General features: G+C 43.3%; 20 protein-coding genes. 13 read left to right on the top strand and 7 right to left on the bottom strand.

Annotated features, from left to right (window positions below):
- The first annotated feature begins 349 nt into the window (after positions 1–349).
- The 3 genes from ybaK to WFY05_RS04300 all read left to right on the top strand — a co-directional run bounded on the left by ybaK (position 350) and on the right by WFY05_RS04300 (position 2616).
- Complete coding sequence (ybaK, locus tag WFY05_RS04310) at positions 350–823, top strand: Cys-tRNA(Pro) deacylase (protein WP_340111496.1); 474 nt, start codon at positions 350–352, stop codon at positions 821–823.
- Positions 824–946: 123 nt separating this feature from the next.
- The gene (trpS, locus tag WFY05_RS04305) at positions 947–1948 is read left to right on the top strand and encodes a tryptophan--tRNA ligase (protein WP_340111495.1); all 1002 of its coding nucleotides are present in this window, start codon (positions 947–949) and stop codon (positions 1946–1948) included.
- Between the two features lie 92 nt (positions 1949–2040).
- Entirely contained in the window at positions 2041–2616 is a 576-nt protein-coding gene (locus WFY05_RS04300; RefSeq protein WP_340111494.1) for a PhnA domain-containing protein, read from the top strand.
- Positions 2617–2701: 85 nt separating this feature from the next.
- On the opposite strand, the gene WFY05_RS04295 is transcribed toward WFY05_RS04300, so the two are convergent.
- Positions 2702–6103, bottom strand: coding sequence for a DUF1080 domain-containing protein (locus WFY05_RS04295; protein WP_340111493.1), 3402 nt, complete (start codon positions 6101–6103; stop codon positions 2702–2704).
- A gap of 108 nt (positions 6104–6211) precedes the next feature.
- The gene (locus WFY05_RS04290; RefSeq protein ID WP_340111492.1) at positions 6212–7480 is read right to left on the bottom strand and encodes a Gfo/Idh/MocA family oxidoreductase; all 1269 of its coding nucleotides are present in this window, start codon (positions 7478–7480) and stop codon (positions 6212–6214) included.
- Positions 7481–7696: 216 nt separating this feature from the next.
- Between WFY05_RS04290 and WFY05_RS04285 the strand changes: the two genes are divergently transcribed.
- Positions 7697–8584, top strand: a complete 888-nt coding sequence (locus WFY05_RS04285) for a thymidylate synthase (protein WP_340111491.1) — start codon at positions 7697–7699, stop codon at positions 8582–8584.
- On the opposite strand, the gene lipB is transcribed toward WFY05_RS04285, so the two are convergent.
- Both lipB and lipA read right to left on the bottom strand, forming a co-directional pair.
- The gene (gene lipB / locus WFY05_RS04280; protein WP_340111490.1) at positions 8581–9249 is read right to left on the bottom strand and encodes a lipoyl(octanoyl) transferase LipB; all 669 of its coding nucleotides are present in this window, start codon (positions 9247–9249) and stop codon (positions 8581–8583) included. The genes WFY05_RS04285 and lipB overlap by 4 nt on opposite strands.
- Positions 9250–9367: 118 nt before the next feature.
- On the bottom strand, positions 9368–10231 hold the full coding sequence (gene lipA, locus WFY05_RS04275; RefSeq protein ID WP_340111489.1) for a lipoyl synthase: 864 nt from the start codon (positions 10229–10231) through the stop codon (positions 9368–9370).
- A gap of 288 nt (positions 10232–10519) precedes the next feature.
- On the opposite strand from lipA, the gene WFY05_RS04270 reads away from it, so the two are divergent.
- The 6 genes from WFY05_RS04270 to rlmN all read left to right on the top strand — a co-directional run bounded on the left by WFY05_RS04270 (position 10520) and on the right by rlmN (position 16968).
- Entirely contained in the window at positions 10520–12430 is a 1911-nt protein-coding gene (locus WFY05_RS04270; RefSeq protein ID WP_340111488.1) for a tetratricopeptide repeat protein, read from the top strand.
- On the top strand, positions 12417–13307 hold the full coding sequence (locus tag WFY05_RS04265; RefSeq protein WP_340111487.1) for a DMT family transporter: 891 nt from the start codon (positions 12417–12419) through the stop codon (positions 13305–13307). The genes WFY05_RS04270 and WFY05_RS04265 overlap by 14 nt, the downstream gene beginning before the upstream one ends.
- Positions 13308–13382: 75 nt before the next feature.
- Positions 13383–13934 carry a crossover junction endodeoxyribonuclease RuvC gene (gene ruvC / locus WFY05_RS04260; RefSeq protein WP_340111486.1) on the top strand — a complete coding sequence of 184 codons (552 nt, stop codon included), beginning with the start codon at positions 13383–13385 and terminating at the stop codon, positions 13932–13934.
- Positions 13935–13940: 6 nt separating this feature from the next.
- A complete protein-coding gene (locus WFY05_RS04255) occupies positions 13941–14210 on the top strand; it encodes a hypothetical protein (protein ID WP_340111485.1) in 270 nt (89 codons plus the stop codon).
- A gap of 37 nt (positions 14211–14247) precedes the next feature.
- Positions 14248–15855 (top strand): amidase, encoded by a 1608-nt coding sequence (locus tag WFY05_RS04250; RefSeq protein ID WP_340111484.1) that lies wholly within the window; start codon positions 14248–14250, stop codon positions 15853–15855.
- A gap of 93 nt (positions 15856–15948) precedes the next feature.
- Positions 15949–16968 (top strand): dual-specificity RNA methyltransferase RlmN, encoded by a 1020-nt coding sequence (rlmN, locus tag WFY05_RS04245; RefSeq protein ID WP_340111483.1) that lies wholly within the window; start codon positions 15949–15951, stop codon positions 16966–16968.
- Positions 16969–17647: 679 nt separating this feature from the next.
- Here rlmN and WFY05_RS04240 read toward each other — a convergent pair.
- Positions 17648–19153, bottom strand: a complete 1506-nt coding sequence (locus tag WFY05_RS04240; protein WP_340111482.1) for an ASKHA domain-containing protein — start codon at positions 19151–19153, stop codon at positions 17648–17650.
- A gap of 93 nt (positions 19154–19246) precedes the next feature.
- Between WFY05_RS04240 and WFY05_RS04235 the strand changes: the two genes are divergently transcribed.
- Positions 19247–19666 (top strand): META domain-containing protein, encoded by a 420-nt coding sequence (locus tag WFY05_RS04235; RefSeq protein WP_340111481.1) that lies wholly within the window; start codon positions 19247–19249, stop codon positions 19664–19666.
- Here WFY05_RS04235 and WFY05_RS04230 read toward each other — a convergent pair.
- Both WFY05_RS04230 and WFY05_RS04225 read right to left on the bottom strand, forming a co-directional pair.
- Positions 19658–20494 (bottom strand): MBL fold metallo-hydrolase, encoded by an 837-nt coding sequence (locus WFY05_RS04230; protein ID WP_340111480.1) that lies wholly within the window; start codon positions 20492–20494, stop codon positions 19658–19660. The genes WFY05_RS04235 and WFY05_RS04230 overlap by 9 nt on opposite strands.
- Before the next feature lie 35 nt (positions 20495–20529).
- Positions 20530–21609, bottom strand: coding sequence for a DUF3810 domain-containing protein (locus WFY05_RS04225; protein ID WP_340111479.1), 1080 nt, complete (start codon positions 21607–21609; stop codon positions 20530–20532).
- A 268-nt stretch (positions 21610–21877) separates the two neighbouring features.
- Here WFY05_RS04225 and WFY05_RS04220 point away from each other — a divergent pair, with 268 nt between their 5' ends.
- Together WFY05_RS04220 and WFY05_RS04215 are read left to right on the top strand one after the other, a co-directional pair.
- Entirely contained in the window at positions 21878–23083 is a 1206-nt protein-coding gene (locus WFY05_RS04220; RefSeq protein WP_340111478.1) for a dipeptidase, read from the top strand.
- Positions 23084–23315: 232 nt separating this feature from the next.
- A complete protein-coding gene (locus WFY05_RS04215) occupies positions 23316–24311 on the top strand; it encodes a PorP/SprF family type IX secretion system membrane protein (RefSeq protein ID WP_340111477.1) in 996 nt (331 codons plus the stop codon).
- Positions 24312–24372 lie beyond the last annotated feature (61 nt).

Here is a 24372-nt window from a genome sequence, read left to right as displayed (position 1 = left end):
CCTTTTCCCGGCCTTCACCGCAAATTTATAGTATTATCCAGCGCTTCCATTTTCACGTTGCGCCAGTTCCATTCTTTTCCGTATAAAGGCTCTTTGTACATTTACTTTTCAGTGAACCGTAAAGCTAATTATTATTTTTTATCGTGGAAACATTTCCGTTTGTAAAATGGCCTACATTTGAATGTCTTAATTCCTGTTCATCTATTTTCCAGCAAAATTTATTAGACTATCTCAGGATTGAATCAATCTTCATCGATCTGTTTTCAATCGACATCAATCTGCTTTCACCGAAGATAAAATTGGCTGAATCAATATTGTTTTGAAAATTTGTAATCATTAAAAATGAATCATGAAGAAGACAAACGCCGCACGTTTTCTCGATACCAAAAAGGTGAACTACGAGTTGGTCGAGTATTTGGTTGATGAAGCGGATTTAAGTGCCGTGCATGTGGCTGAAACTATAGATCAGAATGTGGAACAGGTGTTTAAGACGCTGGTTTTGCGCGGAAATGCCAATGGAATATTTGTGGCCATAGTTCCGGGAAATGCAGAGGTAAATCTAAAAAAGGCGGCAAAAGTCTCGGGAAATAAAAATGCAGTAATGGTACAAATGAAAGAATTGCTGCCTCTGACCGGATACATTCGCGGAGCCTGTTCACCACTTGGCATGAAAAAGTCCTATCCCATGTTTATTCATGAAAGTTGCCTGAATTTCGAAACTATTTTTGTGAGTGCCGGTAAACGCGGGCTACAAATCAAGATCGATCCGCAAGATCTTATTGCTTGTGCAAATATTCGGGTTTGCGATTTAGTTAATGTATAAATTATTGATATTGAGCATTTAGCTGCCAGTTGCCATGTTTTTGTCCAATCGCTTTCTTTTTATCTTTTTACTTTCCTGCTGAATGTCTATTTTTGCAGCTACTTAAAAATCAGAATAGTAAAGATGAATAAACCGACAGTTGTTAGCGGAATACGACCTACAGGATATTTGCACCTTGGAAATTACTTTGGGGCGGTGCAGAATTTTATACGTATGCAGGATGATTTTAACTGCTACTTTTTTATTGCTGATATTCACTCACTGACCACACACCCAACTCCTGAGAATTTACAGTCGGGCGTGCGCCAGGTACTTGCCGAATATTTGGCTTGTGGAATTGATCCTGAGAAATCAACGATATTCATCCAGAGCGATGTTCCTGAAGTTTCGGAACTGTATGCTTTCCTGAATATGAATGCTTATTTGGGCGAGTTGGAACGCACAACCTCGTTTAAAGATAAGGCCCGCCAGCAACCCGACAACGTCAATGCCGGTTTGCTGACTTACCCGGTTTTAATGGCCGCTGATATCATTATTCATAAAGCGCATTTTGTGCCTGTTGGAAAAGACCAGGAACAAAACCTGGAAATGGCGCGCAAGTTTGCCAAGCGTTTTAACCGCATGTACAAGAGCGAGGTGTTCCCGATCCCGCGTCCGTTTACCTTTGGTGGCGGCGATATGATCAAGGTTCCCGGCCTCGACGGTAGCGGTAAAATGGGAAAATCGGAAGGCAATGCAATCAACCTTTACGAAGATCCAAAGTCGATCCGTAAGAAGGTGATGCGTGCTGTTACCGATTCGGGCCCAACCGAAATGAATCAGGAAAAACCTGAAGCTGTGCAGAATTTGTTTACACTGATGGATATCGTTTCAACACCGGATACTGTAGCACATTTCGATGAATTGTACAACAAGTGCGAAATCCGATATGGCGATCTGAAAAAACAACTGGCGGAAGATATAATTGCTTATACAGCACCGATCCGTGAACGTATTATCGAGATTCTGAAAGACGATGCTTACCTCGCAAAAGTGGCTAAAATGGGGGCCGAAAAAGCGCAGGAGTCAGCCGCAAAAACTTTACAGGAAGTAAAAGATGTAATCGGATTTAAGAAGTTATTTTAAAAAATCATAGAACGTCATTCCGAACTTGTTTCGGAATCTTTTTTAAAATAGATGCTGAATCAAGTTCAGCATGACGATTCATTTCAATCAAAATGAGTATAGAAAAAGAACTACAAAAACGCACTTCGGTATGTGAACTGTGCGGAGCATCAGAAAACCTTGGAGTTTACACTGTTCCGCCGGCAACACAGGAAAGTGAAAAAGACAGCATTTACATTTGTGATACCTGTTCATCTCAGATAGAAAATCCTGAAACTATGGATGCCAATCACTGGCGCTGCCTAAACGATAGTATGTGGAGCAATGTTCCTGCTGTGCAGGTTGTGGCCTGGAGAATGTTGAACCGCCTAAAAGCTGAAGGTTGGCCACAGGATTTATTAGACATGTTGTACCTCGACGGAGAAACTCAGGCATGGACAGAAGCAACAGGCGAGGGAATTGATCCGGACGATGTGGTAAAACACCTAGATAGCCACGGTGCTGTTTTACAGGCCGGCGACACGGTTGTTTTGATTAAAGATCTGAACGTAAAAGGCGGAGGGTTCACCGCTAAGCGTGGTACTGCCGTTCGGAATATCTCGCTGGTACACGATAATCCAGAACAGATTGAAGGAAAAGTTAATGGCCAGCAAATCGTTATTCTTACGCAGTATGTAAAAAAGAACTAGAAAGTAAATTGTACAAAATAACTGAGGCTGTTTAGGAATTCCGGAACAGCCTCTGTGCATTTATAAGCAATATAGAATTGATTGATTATTTGCTCAAATCTTTGATCCGGATGTTTCGGAAATACAGTTGAGACCCGTGACCTAAAAATCCGATGTAGCCTTTATCGCGTTTCAGACCCGGATGGTCTTTGCCGTCCTTCGTGCCGTTCTTGCGTGCATCAGCAATATCGCCGTCAAGAATTACTTCTCCGTTCAGGGTGATTTTGATTTTTGTGCCCTTCACGATGACTTCCTCTGTATTCCATTCGCCAACCGGTTTTAAAAATCCGCGTTTTGCTGCAATCGTTCCGTATACCGAACCGTGATACTGGTAATCGTGTAGGTTGGCATAAATTGGTGCAGTGTTATCCAGAATTTGGAGTTCCATACCAACATAAGCGGCATCGCCTTCAAGTGGTGCGCGAATTCCCAATCCGTTGTTGGCTCCGGGAGTGAGTTTGAATTCAAAACGGTAGATAAAATCACTGTATTCTTTTTCCGTAAACAGGTTTCCGTGACCACCCATTTTAGGATTCACAACTAAAATTCCATTTTCGGCATAATAGTCGGTAAGATTTCCCTGCCAACCGTCGAGGTTTTTACCGTTGAACAGCGTTACAAAACCTTCATCAATTTCTTCCTGTGTAAGGCCAATATTTTTGGTGTCGATCTCACGAACATATACATCGCGGAAAGCCAGTTCGTTACCATGAGCCTGCAGTTCGATGGTGCCTTCACTAAAAATCGGGATGCTGCGATCCCAGTAGTTATCCATTTTTACATTATCGACGACCAGCTCGCCGTTAAGGTAAACCGTAACATTTTCTCCGATCATGGTGATGCGGAAAGTGTTCCATTCGTAAATCGGGTTATCGGCAACCAGCAGCGGATTACGTACATTATCCGCATTGTTGTTGTACAGGCCACCTGAACCAACCTGGGCGCCCACTTGAACTCGCGAGGTATCCCATATCTGCACCTGAGGCGTGCCACGCAGGTAAATACCACTGTCACCTTCCTTAGTGATCTTCCAGTCCACGATCATCTCAAAATCCTTGTATCGTTTTACCGAAACCAGGTTGGCACCTTTCCCGTTAAAAATGATCATACCATCTTTTACGCTCCAGTTTTCGCGCATTTTTTCGTCCGCTCTTAGCTGCTCTTTTGCGCGTTCTTCATTGCTTAATTTGGCAATGGCTATCGGGTTACCGTTTAGCAACATACCTTGCCAGCCATCCAGGTTTTTACCGTTGAACATCGATACAAAACCTTTATCCTTTGGCATTTCATCCAGGTATTTCTGAATGTTGATCCGGTCGTACTGGCTGTCTTCTCCCGAGAGCGCGTTTTTTGCTTTCTCAAGGATCCGACGAACTATTTCACCCGACATTCCGGTACTTTCATCCGAACCCGGTATAGCAATGCGCATACAAGCGTAAGCCACTGTCGGCGCCAGTTCTTTTTCGTTGAAATACCTTTCGAGATAAACCAGCGACAGGAAGGTTTTTAGTCTTCCGATGGATGAAATGATGTTGTTTTTTTCTTTGTTAGTTTGGGCATAAGCCATGATTTTCCGGAACTGCAACAGTTTCTGATCATCGGGAATGTCGGCACTTCGAACTAAACGAACAAAATTGGCAAATGCTTTTTGGCGATATTCTCCTTTAGAAGTTTTGCAAATCTCGAACAAGGGTTGCGATGCTTCATAATCGGTCCATGCTGCCAGTGCCTCAAAAGCTGCTTCTTTTACTATTCCCGAACCGGTGTTGAAATAGCTGGTCACAGTCTCAAGTGCAACCGTTCCACCGATTTTCGGTAGAATGGGGAAAAGTCGTTCTTTTTTGTTACTCGTTTTTAAAGCAGTAAGTACTTTCCCGTTTTCCTGTTTTTCTGCCTCTACATTTTTTATGGCTGCTATAACTGCCGCTTGAGTTTGTGCTATTTCAGTTTCATCCGAAACAGAATGCAACAGATTTAAAAGCTCGTCAGTGTTTTCGTAGCTTGAAATACTTTTAAGTGCTTTAAAAGCCGCTGATTTTTCAACTACATTATTCGATTTAGTAGTTGCCAGCACCTCATTGAAATACTGAGATCCCGATTTAGCAGCAACGAGTTCGATAAAGGCTGCCTTAGTTTCTCCTTTTGAATTTTTCAGCGCCGCTTCCAAAGAATAAAGATGGTCTTTATCCAACAACGTATTTAAAGTTGTTTTTGTTATTTCAATATCTTTTCCTTCAGCCAGGCGAGCTACTAATACAGGAACGGCATCTTTCTCCTTTAACTTAGCCAGCGCAACAATGGCTTCCTGTCTTATATTTTCGAAAGAAGATTCCAGATTTCCTTTTACAAAAGCGGTGGCATAAGTGTCTCCGCGGCGACCCAGCATCGAAATAATATCGGCTTTTACTTCGGCCGTTTCACCTGCCGCTTTCTCTACCCAAAGACGGGTGTCCGCAATATCACCAGTCTTTGCGGCAATGTTCAGCACCGAATAACGGAAGGCTTTGTCAGTATTATCAACTGCGTCCAATAACAACGGAGTAGCTTCGCTGCCCAGGTATTTGGCATAGATAAATAATGCCGAAGAGTAGTTGTGCAAATGATCTGCCGCAGCATTGGCTTTAATGATGGCTTTGCAGGCTTTTTTCATCATCTCGATTTCATCCTGTGCACCAAGCCGGTCGGTATAAACGATAAAAGATTCCGTAGCATTGGTCGCATCGTACTTAAAATCAACATCCGAAGCGGCTTTCAGCAAGGTTTTATACGAATCAGGCGAGCCGATTTCTGCCAGAGCTGTAAGTGCTGTTTTTTGCATGGATAGTTCGTCAGAAACCGCGAAAGGAGTAATCTGGGCAACTGCCTTTTTGCATTTCAGCTGACCAAGTGCACGGATCAATGTCATTTTTGATCTTTCAGAAGCAGTTGGCAGCGCTTCCAAAAACTTTTCTGCTGCAGCATGTTCACCGGTTGCGAGCATGGCTTGTGTTGCCGGTTCAGCCAGTGCTTCGTTGGTCAAATAGCCCAACAAGCCTTCAATTGTATTCATTCCACCAACCAGGTTCAGTTGATTCATTATAAATGTTGAAACTTCAACATCAGTTTGTTTTTTCAGTGCAGTGAGCAGGTTTTCTTCAGCAAATGCCTTTTCTTTTTCTTTGCCAAAATCACTGGCATAACGCGAAAAACTGTTTAGTGCAAAACGCACGGCAGTATCGTCGCCGGTGCCCAGCGGAACCAGCATGCCTGCAAGTTTCTGAAATCCTTCCGATCCCATTTTATAAAATTCGGCCATCGCATTGTCGCTCTGTGCCAGATTTTGTGTCGGCATTTGTGCAAGCAGGTCGGCTACTTTTGTGTCGAGTGTCCGTCGGTCCTGTGCCGATGTTCCCAGTACAATTACTGATAAAAGGAGCAGTGTAAAAAGTTGAACTATATTTTTCTTCATTGTTGAAATTCTTTTAATCATAAATTTTTTACCCCTAAATCCCCTGAAGGGGACTTGAACATTTGCATTGCAAATGTTTTCTTCACCCCCTTTAGGAGGCAGGGGGTGTTATATCGTCCACGGTGAGCGCATTGGTTGATCGATCAATCGGTTGGCTCCCTCATCGTCGATAAACTCCAGTTTCTCCGGATCAAAATTCAGTGTTCTTCCCAAACGCACAGCTATAATTCCAAGATTCACCAATGTTGATGAACGGAAACCGTTCATTTCGTTCAAGGCAAATTTCTTTCGTGTTTTAACGGATTCGGAAAAAATACTGATCTGAGGTTCAGGTTCAGGTAAGGTTTTAATAAAACTCTGAAGATTGGGGATATCAGAACGGAAGCCCTGATAGATCTTGCCGTTCGGCCCTTCGATATAAGCCGCATCATTGTCGCGGTTCTCACCATCGAGGATGATCTGGCATCCATCGGCATAGGTATAAGTAATGCGTCGCCAGCTGCCGACGGCATCGTAATGTTGCTGTGGTGCATCCACTTCAATTTTTACCGGGCTGGTTTCGTCCTTGCCCAGCATGTACTGCACCGGATCGAGGTAGTGTTGGCCCATATCACCAAGGCCACCACCGTCGTAATCCCAGTAACCACGGAAGTTGGAGTGAACACGCAAATGGTTATAAGGCTTGTAAGGAGCCGGTCCCAACCACATGTCGTAATCCAGATTTTCAGGTACCGGCTCCGGGGTGAGGTTGTGTTTACCGCTCCAGTAGAACTTCCAGTTGTAGCCGGTAATTCCGCTAACGGTAACTTTCAGCGGCCAGCCCAGGATGCCACTGTCGATCACTTTTTTCAGTGGTTTAACATCGGTTCCCAGCCCGTAGAAGGTATCCTTAAAACGGAACCAGGTATTCAGGCGGAACATGCGACCGTGGGCATTTACAGCCTCCACCACTTTTTTGCCTTCGCCAATTGTACGGGTCATTGGCTTTTCACACCAAATGTCTTTTCCGGCTTTGGCAGCTTCCACTGCCATAATTCCGTGCCAGTGGGGTGGGGTGGCAATATGCACGATATCCACTTCGGACAATGCGCAAACTTCTCTGAAATCGTCAAATTCTTTTACTTTGTAATCTATTAGCTTGCGGGCCATTGCCAGGTGCATAGTATCCACATCGCAGATGGCTACTACTTTTGTTCCTTCGTAAGGGATGTGTCCGCGTCCCATTCCGCCAACACCAATAATCGCTTTAGTTAAAGTGTCTGATGGTGCCAGAAATCCATTTCCTCCCAGAACATGTCGCGGGACAATGGTTAATCCGGCTCCGGCAGCTAGGGCACTTTTTAAGAATTTTCTCCTTGATGATCTTGTCGAACTCATATCAGTTGCTTATAGATTATTATTCGAATTACTTAGTTAGCTTTCAAAAATAGTAAAGTTTCTAAAATTAATTTGTAATCGAGCAGATACTTTTTAAAAAAATATGGAATTAGGGATTGGCAGTTCCCGTTGAATAAATGTTGAAAACTAGCACTACGTCCGATCAGTAGCAGGATGATCAATTTGTATCTTCGGGAAGACTTTAAACCGATTAAAATGAAGAACATACCTGTTATCACCGTTTCCTGTGTATCGCTTGCCGAGACTTATGAAAATGCCCTGATCAGTTTGTACGAGCAAGGCACACGTTTTAAAACCCAGTACGATAAACCCGGCGACCCACAAAGTATCGACTGTACCATGAATATGACCATTCTGGAGCCCGAAACCGATCCGATGATCCACATGGCATTCCCGGGAGGGATTGATGATTTGAAGGAGTATGTTCTGGAATTAAAAGGTTATAAAAACCACTGGGTAAAAAACATGAACGACATGAGCGACACGCGGTGGGAATATACTTACCACGGGCGTTTGAAAAATTATGGAGTTTGGAAAGACCTGGTGGATGGGGCTTCAACCGAAGTTGGGCCGTTTAAAGTCGATCAGATAGAAAGTGTGATCAAGAAACTATCGGAGCAGCCGTTTACCCGTCAGGCGCAAATGATCACCTGGATGCCCAACCTTGATAATGCTTGCTACGATCCGCCTTGTTTGCAATCGTTATGGTACCGGATTCTGGAAGATGAGGATGGTGTGTACTGGCTGAACAGCAACATCCGGTTCCGGAGCAACGATGCCTGGGGAGCAAGTTTTATGAATATGTTTGGTTTTATTCAGTTTAACAAAGAAGTGATTGCTGCGGGTGTTGCGGAAAAAACAGGTAAAACGGTAAAACTTGGCCGCCTGAACTGGCAAGCCGATTCGTACCACATTTACGGAAAAGATATTAAAGCGGCCAAAGAACGCTTATTCGATCGTGTTGCCGATATGGCTTTTGAGGAACGTACCATGCCTTTTAACGATCCTTTTATTCGCGATATGTACGACGGTGCCGAGCCTGTTGTTATTCAGAAAATAAAGGAATTCGATGAGCGGCATTAATAGATTTTGTTGAACTTTTCTTTGGCGATCTCTTTAACCTCCTCCATGGAAATTTCTTTACCGAGTTCCTGTTGAATGGAAGTAACTGCAGACGATGCAAAACCACAGGGATTAATGTAGTTGTAGTAACGCATATCGGTGTTTACGTTAAGCGCAAAACCATGCATGGTTACAAAGCGACTTACGCGCACCCCGATCGCACAGATCTTGCGGGCACGAACTTTATGATCGGGTTGCAGCCAAACGCCTGTTGCACCTTCTTTTCGACCACCTTCGAGTCCGTATTCGGCAATCGTGGCAATGATGGCATCCTCCATTTTTTCGATGTACTCACGCACCCCGATTTTGTAATATTCGAGGTCGATAATGGGGTAACCCACCAACTGCCCCGGCCCATGATAGGTGATATCGCCACCGCGATTGATCTTGTAATAAGTGGCCTCTATTTTTTTCAGGAAATCGGCATTGGCCAGCAGGTTTTTTTCGTCGCCGCTTTTACCGAGGGTATAAACATGCGGATGTTCCACCAGAATAAATTCGTTACGCGAAGTCGCCTGATTGGAACTGCGTTTTTCATCCGTAACTTCTTTCAGCCTATCTTCCTGGTAATCCCAGCAATCCTTATAATCTTTTAATCCTAGATCTTTATAATTGAAATCTGCCATTTTTTCGTTTAGCTTCAAGCTACAAGCCCCGAGTCCTAAGCTCACTCACTCAGTAACTCATTTTTATAATTGCTAAATTGTTAAACTGTCAACTGCGACTGATTGCTGTTCTCTTCCTTTAAGCATTCACATGCTCCTCTGCCCTGTACGAACTACGCACCAGCGGAGAACTCTCTACAAACTTAAATCCTTTTCGGATGCCGATGTTACGGTATTCTTTAAATTTCTCAGGTGTGATATATTCTTCCACCGGCATGTGTTTGGTGGTTGGTGCCAGATATTGTCCGATGGTCATGACTTTTACTCCAGCATCCAGCAAATCGTCCATGGTTTGCAGAACATCTTCGTATGTTTCGCCAAGCCCAAGCATAATACCCGATTTGGCTACCCTGAAATTTTCTGAAATATATTTAAGAACATCCAGACTGCGGCGGTATTTCGAAGCAAAACGGATAAATGGTGTCAGGCGCTCGGTAGTTTCCAGGTTATGAGAAATAACATCCGGTCCGGCATCAATTACCTGTTGGATTAGCTCTGTTTTTCCCCTGAAATCGGGGATAAGCACTTCAATTTTAGTTTCAGGATTTACACGTTTTACTTCGCGTATGGTCTCCGCCCAAATTCCGGCTCCCTGATCATCCAGGTCATCGCGGTCAACCGAAGTAATTACACAATGTTTTACGCCCATGATTCGTACCGATTCGGCGAGCTTTTTAGGTTCTTCCAGATCGGGAGCAAGTGGCCGCCCACTTGGCACCGCACAAAACTTACAACGGCGTGTACAAATATTTCCCAGTATCATAAAAGTAGCGGTTCCACGACCCCAGCATTCACCAATATTCGGACAATTACCACTGGTACAAATGGTATGCAGTCCGTTTTCTGCTACCAGATTTTTTACTTTCGAGTAGCTTTCGCCTTTTGGCATTTTCATCTTCATCCACCGCGGCAGTCGTTCCCTGCTCTTCAACTCATGTGCCATAATATAAACTGACTAAAAATTTTTTGCAAAGGTAAAAGATAAATATCAATTAAGGATGATAAACTCCCAAATGCTAAATTTGTTCTAACCTGAAAGATTCCAGAATTTTTCACACGAAGTGTTGACAATTGAAAATCAAAAGAATATATGATGTGGAATACAAACCAATTATGATTTTCAATATCAAGATCAGCCCGTTGGGTGATTCATCCATCAAAATGAATTAATCAGGCTAAAAGAACACTATTTAGTGGTTCTGTGTTATTTTTGTATTCAATGTTGAATATTATGCACTATTTAAAATACATCATTCCGGTCCTGTTTTTGCTTTTTACGTTGAACACTGCTGAGGCGCAGCAAAAAAAGCAATCGGAATTGCAGACCAAATCGAGCCTGGGCATCCGTTACTACAATGCCAAGGATTACGAAAAAGCTATGCCCTTGCTTAAGGATGTTTATAAGCTGACCAAAAGCACCACGTATTTTCGTTATTACATAACCTGTTTAACAGAGCTGGATCGATTTACCGAAGCTGAAGCAGAGATCCAGGATGAGATCCGCAAGCAAAAAACACCTCGCCCCGAGTACTATATTCACTGGGGGTATGTGCTCGAAGCTCAGGGGAAAGAGGAAGAGGCTCAACAGAAATACGAAGAAGCCATTAACAAAACACTGCCCAACAGGGGAAGTTATTTAACCGTTGCCAATACGTTTATGGGTTGGCAGAAATTCGATCTGGCAAGGGATACCTATTTGCGTGGAAGGGAAAAATTACCCGATCAGGAATTTAATTACGAGTTGGCGCGTTCGTACCTGTACCTGCGCGATTACACCAACATGATGGAAGAATACCTGAATTTACTGAGGCAGGATGAAAAACATTTGTCGAGGGTACAGAGCAGCCTTTCTTCGGCCATGCGTTTGGACATTGATGATGGGTTGCGCGATCAGTTCAGGGAGCAGGTCTTATTACGCATTCAGTCGGAGCCCGATGTAATTGGCTATAATCGCTTGTTTATTTGGTTTTTATTGCAGGAAAAGCAATTCGCCAGTGCCTTGAGACAGTCGATTTCTATTGACAGAAGAACGGGTAATGAGGCCGGACAAATTGCTCAGCTGGGTGATATGGCATTGCGGAACAAACAATACACCGAAGCTCAGAAAGCCTACGAATATTTAATGGACAAAGGTGTTGAAAACAGTTACTATGCCCAGGCTTTTGCCCGAAATCTGCACGCTTCATACCTTGAATTTGTAAACGAAACTCCCGATGACAGTATTAAAGGAGCAGAACTTGCAGGGCAATTCGAAGAAGGACTCGGATTTCTGAATTACAGTCCGGCAACTTTAAATCTGGTTCGTGAATATGCGCACCTGCTTACTTTTTATTTGAACCGTACGGATGATGCACTGGCGGAACTGGAAAAAGGGTTGAAAATCCCGGGACTAAAACCTGAAGAAATAGGAATTTTGAAAACCGAAAAGGCAGATATTTATGTGTATGCCAACGATCCCTGGGAAGCAATGTTGATTTATTCTCAGGTGATTGAAGAGAATAAGAAAAGCAGTTTGGGTGATGAGGTGAAACTAAAAAAAGCCAAACTGGGTTATTACATGGGTAATTTCAACTGGGCCAAAGCACAGTTGGATGTCTTGAAGGCAAGTACTTCGAAATTGACTGCCAACGATGCCATGGAGCTTTCGATGTTGATAGGGAATAATCTGAATTTGGATACGACAGCCTTACCGTTAACCATGTTTGCCAAGGCTGATCTGCTCTTTTTTCAGAACAGAAATGATGAAGCAATGACAATTCTTGATGGCCTGGCAGAAACTTATCCTTACCATTCGCTGGTTGATGATATCCTGTACAGAAAAGCCAAACTGGCCATGGCCGATCAGGATTATACCTTAGCTGCTGAGTATTACGAAGCGATAATAACCGATTACAGTTACGATCTGCTGGGTGATGATGCTTCCTTCAATCTGGCAGAAATTTATAATTACCATCTCGATCAAAAAGAAAAGGCGCGGGACCTGTATAAAAGAATGTTAACTGCCTATCCGGGTAGTGTTTACATTGAAGAGTCGCGGGCAAAATACCGGGAACTTCGCCAGGTTTACCCCGACGAAGAATTGAATCAGAAAACGAAGGAAGAACTCTTTATGGAGGGAGTGAACCCGGATGAATTCCAGTAGTAAGGCATATCTTTTTGCGGCGCTGGCTGTATTTTTCTGGTCAACCGTGGCCACATCCTTTAAATTGGCTTTACGCGAATACGACTTTATTCAACTCATATTTTATGCTTCTGCAGTAAGTGTAATCCTCTTGTTTTTGGTTTTGCTGGCTCAGCGAAAAACGCATTTAATTTTGCAACAAACCCCACGGCAATGGACCCATTCAATGCTCATGGGCGCCTTTAATCCCTTGCTGTACTACCTGGTGCTTTTTAAAGCGTACTCCTTGCTACCGGCGCAGGTGGCGCAACCCCTGAATATGATCTGGCCAATAACTTTGGCGCTGCTTTCGGTGCCTTTGTTGGGACAGAAGATCAGCTGGATCAGCGTGGTGGCACTCATTATCAGTTTTGGTGGTGTATTTTTTATTTCGTCGCAAGGCGGACTGGACGGATTCAGAAATACCAATCCACTGGGTGTGATACTTGCTGTCGGGAGTTCGGTTCTTTGGTCGCTCTACTGGATCTTTAATGTGCGCGATCGACGCGATGAAGTGGTAAAATTGTTTCTCAACTTCTTTATCGGGATGGTATTTCTGGTGCCGGTTGTGGTCTTATTTTCGTCGTTTAAATTTCAATGGGGCCCCGGATTTTGGGCCGTTATTTATTCCGGAGTTTTTGAAGTCGGGATAACCTACGTATTGTGGTTAAAAGCTATGAACCTCACCACAACCAATGCCAAAATTGGCAACCTGGTTTTTTTCGCTCCCTTTCTATCGCTGGTCTTTATTCATTTTATTCTGAAAGAAACCATTTATACCACTACTTTCATCGGCCTGATCTTCATTGTTACAGGTGTTTTGGTTCAGCAAATGGACAGGAGGAGAAAGCGAGTTTGAATGAGATTGATTGTGGACGGAACAACTATTCTCAATTAATTACCATAAGTCGCCACAAATCACTATTTTCAAAAAATGGAAAAACCACTACGTATTTTGGGGATTGATCCGGGAACCACGGTAACCGGTTACGGCTTGGTGGAGATCCGTCAAAACAAACCGGTGATCCTGCACATGGGCAACATTACGCCGGGTAAATACTCCGATCATTACCAACGTTTGAAATACCTGCACGAGCGGGCACTTCACCTGGTAGAATCGTACAAGCCGGATGTGATGGCTATTGAGGCTCCGTTTTATGGGAAAAATGTGCAATCGATGCTGAAGCTGGGACGCGGACAAGGTGTACTGATGGCCGCTGCACTGATTCACGGTGTGCCGATACAGGAATATGCACCTTTGCTGGTGAAGCAGTCGATTACCGGAATGGGACGCGCCTCAAAAGAACAGGTGGCTTATTTTCTTCAGAAAGTGTATCACCTGAAAGAAATAGACAAGGTGCTGGACGAAACCGATGCAGTGGCCGTTGCGATCTGTCATTTTATCCAGATGAATAAACCGCAAAAATCGAAAGAATATAAAAACTGGGCCGATTTTATTAAGAAGAATCCCGATAAAGTGAAGTAAAAATTCATGTTAAAAAGGAAATCAATCATTACGATATTGCTGGTATTCTTGGCTGTTGCACTGTTTTTATTTGTACCGCCTCTTATCGTTTGGGCAAACGGTGGAGCTTTTGAAGTGCAGGTTCAGGAATTGCGTTTTTCAATTCTGCTGCTGATTTTAACTCCGTTCCTGATCTGGCTCTCCTCTAAAATAAAAAACAATTGGTTGTTCGTTTTTCTGGCGATTGTAATTATTGCTGTTGCAGGATTCCTCATGAATATAATTTTCCCGAATTAACATATCTCATGTCTCAAAATCTAATAATCTATATGTTATGAAACGACGTACTTTTTTCAAAACCGGGGCCCTCGGAGGATCGGTGCTGGCGATCTCCGGAGTGGCTGCCTGCACTACAGAGAATACTTCAAATCAAAAAGAATTGGATTTTACCGACTTTGATTTGAATGAAACTACCGTTTCTGATCTTCAGCAAAAAATGGAAAGCGGTGAATTGACTGCTGAAAGTATTTGCCGAAAGTACCTTGATCGCATTGATAAAGTTGATCCTTCTCTGAAATCGGTGATTGAATTAAATCCCGATGCGTTAGCCATTGCACAAAGTCTGGATGAAGAGCGGAAAAGTGGAAAAGTACGCAGTGCATTGCACGGTATTCCAATAATGATTAAGGACAACATCGATACCGGAGATAAAATGCAAACAACGGCAGGATCGCTGGCGCTGTCTGGCAATGTGGTGGAAAAGGATGCATTTATCGTAAAGAAATTGCGTGAAGCCGGTGCGTTATTGCTCGGAAAAACCAACCTTAGCGAGTGGGCCAATTTCCGATCGAATAATTCGTCAAGTGGCTGGAGTGGGCGTGGCGGCCAGGTGCGTAATCCGTTTTGCCTCGATCGCAGCCCCTGCGGCTCGAGCTCTGGAACAGGCGCTGCCGTTTCTGCCAATCTTTGCACCATCGGTATCGGCACCGAAACAAATGGTTCCATTGTTTGTCCATCGGGAATAAACGGTTTAGTAGGTATCAAGCCAACGCTTGGTTTGTGGAGCCGGCAGGGTATAATTCCCATTGCTCACAGCCAGGACACGGCCGGTCCAATGTGCAGAAACGTTAGTGATGCAGCATTATTGCTGGGAGCACTGGCAGAATCCGATCCAAATGATGCTGAAACACATATTGAAAAAACGGATTCCCCAAAAGATTATACACCGTTTTTGAAAGCCGACGGTTTAAAAGGGAAACGTATTGGAATTGCTTCACAAATGTCATCTTCTGATCAAAAAGTAAAGGCAATTTTTGCGCAGGCTATTGATGATTTAAAAGCTCAGGGAGCCGAAATTATTGAAGACGTAAAATTCGAACATAACCGGGAGTGGGGAAGTCCTTCGTATCAGGTGTTGTTGTACGAGTTCAAAGCCGATCTGAACAAATACCTGGCAGAACATCCCAAAGCACCGACGCGCACAATGGCCGAGATCATCGAATTCAATAAAAAGAATGCCGACAAGGAAATGCCCTGGTTTGGACAGGAGATTTTTGAAATTGCTCAGGAAAAAGGAGATCTGTCTTCTGAAGAATACCTGGAAGCATTGAAGAACTCGAAGCTTTTTGCCGGTAAAGAAGGCATTGATAAGGTTATGGAAGAGAACAGCCTGGATGCGATTATTGCGCAGACCAATGGCCCGGCCTGGACGATCGATTGGGTAAATGGTGACCATTTCAGTGGCGGTAGCTCGTCGCCGGCAGCCATTTCCGGTTATCCGAATATTACTGTCCCGATGGGTTTTGTGGAAGGATTGCCCATTGGGATTTCTTTTTTCGGAAAGGCCTGGAGTGAACCAAAACTGATCGAGATCGCTTTTGCCTATGAGCAAGCTACCAAGCACCGAATGGCTCCGGGCTTTATAAAATCGTTAATGACATAAGACTCCGAACAGAGAACCGTTCTTTTAGGTTTCATTAAAGAGCTGACAGCCAAAGGAATTTTTGCTTTATCTTTGCACCAAATTATGCATAGGATGAAAGAAAGGTTGTTCGGAAAAACGTTAACGGAACTGCAGGAGATTGTGCTGGAATTGGGATTGCCAAAGTTTACGGCAAAGCAAATAACCGATTGGCTTTATAAGAAACAGATTTCGTCGATTGACGAGATGACCAATCTTTCACTGAAAGCGCGTGAACTTTTAAAGGAGCGATTCGAGTATGGTTTGACGGCTTATACAAAAGTTCAGGCTAGTGTCGACGGCACAAAAAAATACCTTTTTCCAACTATTCAGAACAAGTTTATTGAAACCGCGATGATCCCCGAACGTGACCGTAAAACCGTTTGTGTGAGTTCGCAGGTGGGTTGCAAAATGGGCTGCCTGTTTTGTTTTACCGCCAAGCAGGGATTTCAGGGACAGCTCTCGGCAGGTGAAATTCTAAACCAGATTCAAAGTATCGACGAGTTGGATGAGGTGAGTAACATTGTTTACATGGGCATGGGCGAGCCTTTCGATAACCTTGACGAAGTGTTGAAGAGTCTGGAAATCCTGTCTGCCGACTGGGGTTACGCCATGAGTCCGCGAAGGATCACAGTGTCAACAATCGGAATTATTCCCGGCATGCTGACTTTCCTTGAGAAAAGTGAAGCGCACCTTGCCGTGAGTCTGCATACTCCTTTTCACGAAGAGCGCCAGAAACTGATGCCCGTTCAGGTGGCTTATCCCGTTGAACAGGTGGTAGAAGAAATAAAAAGCTGGGATTTTGGCCGGCAGCGACGCATTTCGTTCGAATACATTGTTTTTGAGAACCTGAACGACACGATGGAACACGTGGACGAACTCGCCCGCTTGCTTAGCGGTTTGAAATGCCGGATCAACCTGATCCGCTTTCATCCGGTTCCGGGAACGCCGCTAAAAAGTCCCGACGATGCCACCATTCAGAAATTTAAAGATGCGCTGAATAAAAAAGGAATTCTCACCACTGTTCGTGCTTCGCGCGGTCAGGATATTTATGCCGCCTGTGGTTTGCTTTCTACAAAAGAGTTGGTGAAATGATGGCACGCTGAAAGCGCTGATTCAGCAGATTTACATGGTAATTATATGTTTGGCATTGTAACCGAATAATCTGGGATCACTTGAAATTTATGGTTGAGAATCCTTTGGGGATAAATGAACGTTTAAATAGCAAAAATAGGTTTTTGCCTTATCAGGCGCATTCTACTCTTTGGCTTAGCCCAAAGAGTAGACAGAAAACCCAAGGTTGTGCCCGCTTCCCTCAGAAAACTACGCGATACCGACTATAATTACAGAACTCGTCGTACCTCCTCAAACAGCAGTAATTTTTAAACGCCGACACCGCTTGTTTTCTGGCTCACCGTCCGAGACCATAGCTCTGAAGTAGCTTACCAATTTACTGTCTGTTCAGGAGTGGAGCGGCCTCTTTTGGTCGTTGTCCGGAGCTGAAATAAAACCTTAGTAAGAGCGGTAAGCTCTCCCGAGGACTCGGGAAGGAGATCACCCGTCCGAAATTAGGTTTTATGAAAACGCAGGGAAACGATCAAAAGCAGCCTTGAATTTTGTGCATACTATTTGGTTCAAGCCAAATAGTATGACTGCCGGTAGGCAAAAGATTCAATTAGTTATACTGTTGTCCATTAATTGAAATCAGCCGGATTTTCAATGAAATCCATTATCTGCGATTATCAAATCGATCAGTGAAATCATTGTTCAAATCTTAAAACATCATCATCTTCTCAATATAAATATCCTGAAATGCGGGATCGCCTTCCAGGTTGATGTGGGTAGTGAGATCCAGGATGTTTTGTATTTCTGTTTCTTTTTCGAACAAAAACATTTTAGCCCCGATCAGGGCTGTATTGCCCAATTTGTGAATTTTTTCCTCGGGCGCTTCTATCAATCCGGTTCTGATCACATTTTTCAGATTCAGAAAGTTGCCAAAACCGCCGGCGATATAGATTTTCTCTACATCATCCATTGTAATTTGAAGCCGGTTTAACAACAACTGAACACCAGTTGCGATGGCCGCTTTGGCCAGTTGGAATTCGCGGATATCCTGTTGGGTGAGATTTACATTACTTGTAATTTTTATTTCCTGATCGCCGTTTTCAATCTCACCAAACATCCCGATTTTCTGCTGCTCCAAAAGAATCGCCATGATATCAATCAGCGCGCTGCCGCAGATGCCACGTGATTTTACATTACCGATTACATGGCAGTTTAAATCCTTGCCCCTTAATTCAATGGAAGAAACAGCACCCGTGGTTGCCCGCATCCCCTGGCTGATTTTTGCTCCTTCGAAAGCCGGCCCGGCAGCCGTTGACGCGCAAATGATCTTCTCACGATTCCCAACAACAATTTCGCCGTTGGTTCCGAGGTCGATCAGAATAGAATAAGCCTCATTCCTTGCCATTTTTGTAGCAGCAATCCCGGCCAGGATATCGCTGCCGACAAAACTGCCGATGGAAGCATGAAATTTTATCGAAACTTCCGGTTGAATTTCCCATCCAAGTTCTTCTGGTGTAGGTGTTTTACTGCCCAGGTTTGGTGATTCAAAGGGATACATGGAAAGTGGCTGCACGTCGAGGCCACAAAAGATATGCTGCATTACCGTATTTCCGACCAGTTCAATGTTGGTCAGTTCAACCGGGTGTTTTTGCAACATCTGTATAACCATCTCACCGATTTTTTCGCGAATCAACTTTTGCAGTTCATCCAGTTTTCCGGCAAGACAACTTTCGATTCGCGAGATCAGATCGGCACCAAATTTAGCTTGCGGATTTACGTCGGAAACAGAGTCAATGATCTGTCCGCTTTGAAGATCAACAAGTTGTGCGACGATGGTTGTTGTTCCTAAGTCGACCGCAATCCCGGCTCCTTTTTGTGGTTTAAAGTGAAACTCCGAATTGTCGGCAAGTATAATGTGTTCAAACTGCGAAACTTCAAGCGTAATATCCGAATCGGCATTGCAATAGCACGCCAGTCGCCAGTTTTTGGGGTAGTTGAGTTTTTGCAGTTTTTCAGCTTCCTGCGAACTGGTTTCCAGATTGCCATCAACAAGTTTTACTTTGCATGCCCCGCAACTTCCTTTACCACCACACGGGAATTCCACACCATATTCGTGCAATACATCAATAAGCGGTGTTCCGGGATTTACTTCCACGATTTTGTCGAGAGGCTGTAATGTAATTTTTACTTTATCGGGCATGAAAAATCGTACCATTGGTGCGTGGCTACGAATTTAGTGGTAATTTAATATGTTTTGTTCGCGCAACCATTTTTTCTGAAATAACATCCAGTAAATAAAACCGCTTTCATGAAAAAATCAATCCTGACAGTTCTTCTGATTGCATTATTTCTTGCTTCCTGCAGGGATAATGACGCTAAAAATTGTGAAGAGCTCACCGGCAAATGGGAGATAAAAGAATTCATTTCAATAGAATCAGTTCTGTATGCCAAAGACAATGCTTACAACCCGCTTATCGAGTTCAATGATGATGGAACATATAACTTGTATCTAGACAGAAATGGCTGTCAGGGCAGTTTTGAATTCGGGGAGGGTGATGCAATTCATATTTCGCCAGCAGGGTGTACCGAAATGTGTTGTGACAGCGATTTTTCTATTAAAGCCGCGATAATGTTAAATCAGGTTGAGACATACGAAATGCAGGACAATGATTTGGAATTGCATATTCCCACCTGGGGATTTCTCGTCTTAAAGAAAGTTTCAGATTAGCTCAGTCAGTATCATTTTTTCGTTCAAGGCAAAACCTTTTTCCGTTTTCCGGACAGTGGCGCACTCGGTATAATAATCATGTACGAAAAAAAGAACGTAATCTTTTTCCACAACTTCCTCCAGAAATTGTTCTTTTTCTTCCATAACCTTCACAGGATCGAGGTCGTAGGAAGCAATCCAAAGCAGAGGAATATTTGCTGCTGTTGGAATGAGATCTGATGTATAGAAAAATGTTTTGTCCTTGGTGTGAAGCAGTGGCAGCATTTGTCCCGGAGTGTGGCCATTAAAAAAACACACCTCAAACCCGGGGAACAATTCTCCTTCATTTTCCACAAAATTTAGTTTTCCTGAATCGGATAAAAAATCGAGGATTTCGCGGTGAAAGGCAGCCTTTTCGCGAGGATTAGAAACTTGAGCATGTTCCCACTGAGTGCGGCTGCACCACATTTGGGCCGACTGAAATACAAGTTCCAGTCCTCCCTCCGTTTTTCGAGCTGCTCCGGTGCAATGGTCCCAGTGTAAATGCGTAAAAAACACATCGGTGATCTCATCGGCAGCATGTCCGGTTTTACTCAAGGATTCTTCAAGATCTGTCACCGAAGTAACACCATTGTTTTGCAGGTATTTTTCCGAATAGTGATTTCCTATTCCTGTTTCGATGAGGATCTTATGGTTGCCGGTTTCAACCAGCAGGCAACGCAGTGTTAATTGGGTGAAGTTGTTTTCATCTGAAGGATAAACTTTGTTCCAGAGCACTTTTGGGATTACGCCAAAAAGGGCACCGCCGTCGCAGTGAAAGTGACCGGCCGATATGGGTGTGAGCTTCATTCTTATAAACTGATTTTGTGCAAAAATAAAAGAATTTACTCAGGCAGCAGTCCGTATTTTTGTTGAAATGTCGTGTCCAGCGAATAATCCATCACATGTTTAACCACTCCGTAATAATCGTCGATGCCTTTTTCAACTTTATTGGTTTTTAAATACACATCGTTCACTTTTGCCGCCACTTTTTCGTAGCTCTCTTTCTGTAGTTCCTGCCAGTGTTTGCGAATGCGGTCAAAATCATTCTGGACTTTTGGATCGAGCATTTTTACCAGTTGCGGATCTTCTTCCAATCCCCTCGCCGTGCTGAAAAAGTACCTCAGAATAAACAGGTTGCCCGAATACTGTAATTCGGGGGAATCGCTTTGCGAGCAGACCAGCCAGGCGTAAAAATTGGCCTCCGATTCATCGGTGATGCCAAACTGGTGGGCTTTTTCGTGTGCCAGAATGACCGGATATTCTACTGGCAAAATCTCCTTATTGACATGCACCTCGTTAAAGAAAGGTCCGTAATAACCGCTAATTCCCGATTGTGCGAAAAAGCGACTAAAGGTGATTGACTTATCGTTACGTTTGCCGGCCGGATAATTGATCTTCAATACATCTTCCAGTCTTTTGTAAGAAGACTCAACGAGGCTGTCGATCTTAATTGTATTGGTTTTGGGAAGGTCGATATAACTTGCGTTTGTTTTTTCGATAAGTTGCTCCATTACGTCTAAGAATTCTTTTTTATCGGGTAGAGTTATTGCGAAATTGAGTCGGGGGTTCAAATCTTCGCGAAAATAATTGAATCCCCAAAGCAGGTAAAAGGCGATGTAAGTGCCCGCCAGAATATTCAGGATCAGTTTCCCTGTAAAACGAAAGGAGATTTTTCGCAGGATCAGAAGAATGATGAGTAACGGCACCATAGCGATCAGAGCCAGGTAGAACAGGTCATCCAGGGAAAATGGAACTACAGAACTTATAGCAGACAGCAGGCTTGCCAAAACCGGGTAAAAACCCTGGGCATACCACTTTTCGATCCATTCGGGATTTTTACCTGCGGGTATTGTCAGCAAAAAACAAGCAACGGCCAAAGCAGGCAATAATAACCACCTGTATTTTGAGATTCTTCTTTTCATCTTCTTCAAGGTAAACGCGAATAAAGAAAATAATTTCCTAAAGTACTGAGAAATTTGTCACATTTATTCTTGTAAAATGACTTCGTTCGACGATAAATGCGTACTCCCTAAGTTCTTGTTAGCCTGATCGCTGGTCCCGAATCGGGAACGCATATCAGAAATTGGTACACCAGGTAGAGGTCAAATTGAATCTAACTTATGGAATAAAATGTTCTTATGTGTGAGCATTTTGTTATAATTGTAGCCTGTAACTTTTACAAAAAGGAAAATGATCAAAGCTGTTTTAATCTTGTTGACAATGGGAGTATTGCTTACACAGTGTACATCGGAAACCCCGGAAGAAAAATTGAAAAGAATCCATGAAAGTGCCATTACCGTAGATACGCATTGCGATACGCCGATGGCTTTACTGAATGATGATTTTGACGTGGCAGAACGCAATGAATCGCCGCGTAGCAGGGTCGATTTTCCAAGGATGAAGGATGGTGGTTTGGACGCCATATTTTTTGCGGCATTTACCGGTCAGCGCGAACGTACTCCCGAAAATACCCAGGCAGCCTACGAAATGGCCAACAAGATGATCGAAAAAACTTACGAAGTTTGTGACAAAAACAGCGAAGCGGCCGAAGTTGCTAACGAACCGGGCGATGTTGTGCGTTTGGAAAAAGAAGGCAAAAGAGCCATTTATATTGGCATGGAAAACGGATTTCCGATAGGAACGGAACTTGGGCGGGTGGAGGAATTCTACAACAAAGGAGTACGTTATGTTACGCTTTGTCATTCTTCGAACAATGATATCTGTGATTCTTCAACCGATAGAAAAGGACCGGAACATGACGGTCTTAGCGAATTTGGGAAAAAGGTAGTCGGGGAAATGAACCGGCTGGGGATGATGATCGATGTGTCGCACATTTCCGACAAATCGTTTTACGATGTTATCGAACTGAGCAAAGCGCCGGTAATAGCTTCTCATTCTAGTGTTCGGGCCATTGCGCATCACAAGAGGAACATGACCGATGATATGATTAAAACCCTGGCGGAAAACGGAGGGGTGATTCAGATTTGTTTGCTTGATGATTATATAAAAGATCCGGATACCATGACGGTTCGTTTTCAAAAACAAAAGGAGCTACGCGCCAAATTTGCCAAACCCGATGAGATGAGCGATGATGAAGTAAAATCATTGCGCGAAGAATGGAGAAGCCTCGACGAAAAATACCCGAAAGATCTGCCCACAGTTGCCGATTGTGTGGATCACATCGATCATGTGGTTGACCTGGTTGGAGTTGATTATGTGGGTATTGGTTCCGATTTTGATGGTGGCGGCGGATTAAAAGATTGCGCCGACGTAAGTCAGTTTCCTAATATTACGGCTGAAATGTTAAAACGCGGTTACTCTGAAGAAGATATCGACAAAGTTTGGGGCGGTAATTTTCTGAGGGTGTTTAATGCCGTTGCAGAGTTGGCAGAATAATTCTTTGATCAAACTTATTTTATCTTAAAATCCTACAATTTTAAACCGTCTCAAAATTGACTTGACTATCAATGTTTTATGTTCAATTCTGAAGATTGTTAATGATTGTTAAATCCATTATTGCACCTCATTTGGTTATTAACAATTCCCATATTGGGAAAATCAACATCGAATTTTTTTAGATTCCTTTATTCGCAGGCTTTTTGTGAATATCTTTTTCTATCACGTTTGATTGGTTTTGTTAATAATTCTTCGTAGTTTGGTCATTGTTGTAACGAGAAAAATAGGTATCGTCATTAAAAAAATTGCTGTATTAGGAGTTTTTGTCTTACTAATTGCAGTTGACTGTAGGGCGCAACAAGATCCCATTTTGACCTCATACATGTACAATAGCCAGGTGATAAATCCGGCTTATGCAGGTATTTGGGAGAAAATAGGATTCACGGCATTAGTGAGAAAACAATGGGCAGGAATAAACCGTTCCCCGCTCACCGAGTCTTTCTCATTTCATTCGCCTCTCAGAAACGAAGCAGCTGGTATCGGCCTGAATATTATGAACGATAAATTCGGGTTGGAAAATCGTTTGAGTATACTCGGCGATTATTCCTACGAAGTTTACCTGTCGCGCCGAACACGACTTCGCATGGGTATTAAGTTTGGTTTCGTTAACTACAAAAACCCACTTACCGAATACGAATTGTATCCTGATAATAAATACGATCACGCCTTTGATGAAGATGTGGATTTAAAGTTCCTGCCCAACTTTGGTGTGGGATTTTTTATGTACCACGAGTATTTCTATGCCGGACTTTCGATACCTAAAATCGTTGAAAACGACCTGAAAGAGAATTTTCACAACTATTCGACAAGCGCCGAAGTGAGGACTGTTTACCTGAACGGCGGTGTTGTTCTTCCTGTAGATCCGCTGAATTACATCGTGTTTAAACCTACTCTTCTCATACGGGCAACATGGGGAACTCCCTTGCAGGCTGATATTGCAGCCAATTTTATGATTCGGGAAAGATTGTGGCTGGGTGCGATGTTTCGAACAGGTGCCGCACTTTGTTTCACCGGCAACTGGATTTTCAGCAACAACCTTCGTGTAGGTTTTGCAATGGATGTGACCATGAATGAAATTTATCCGTATCAGAACGGAACTTTTGAATTTACGATCGGATACGATATCGACTTTTTTGGAAGAAGTTATTTGAGAGCAAGATATTTTTAAAACAAATGATTATGGACACGTATTTACAAACCCGTTGTAGAGTGTTAACGATTAAAAAGAT

Origin of the sequence: Maribellus mangrovi, from assembly GCF_037646455.1 — a bacterium.
Classification (GTDB): Bacteria; Bacteroidota; Bacteroidia; order Bacteroidales; family Prolixibacteraceae; genus Draconibacterium; species Draconibacterium mangrovi_A.
The sequence above is the reverse complement of the archived record's forward strand: the minus strand, read 5'-3'. Positions and strand labels throughout refer to the sequence as shown.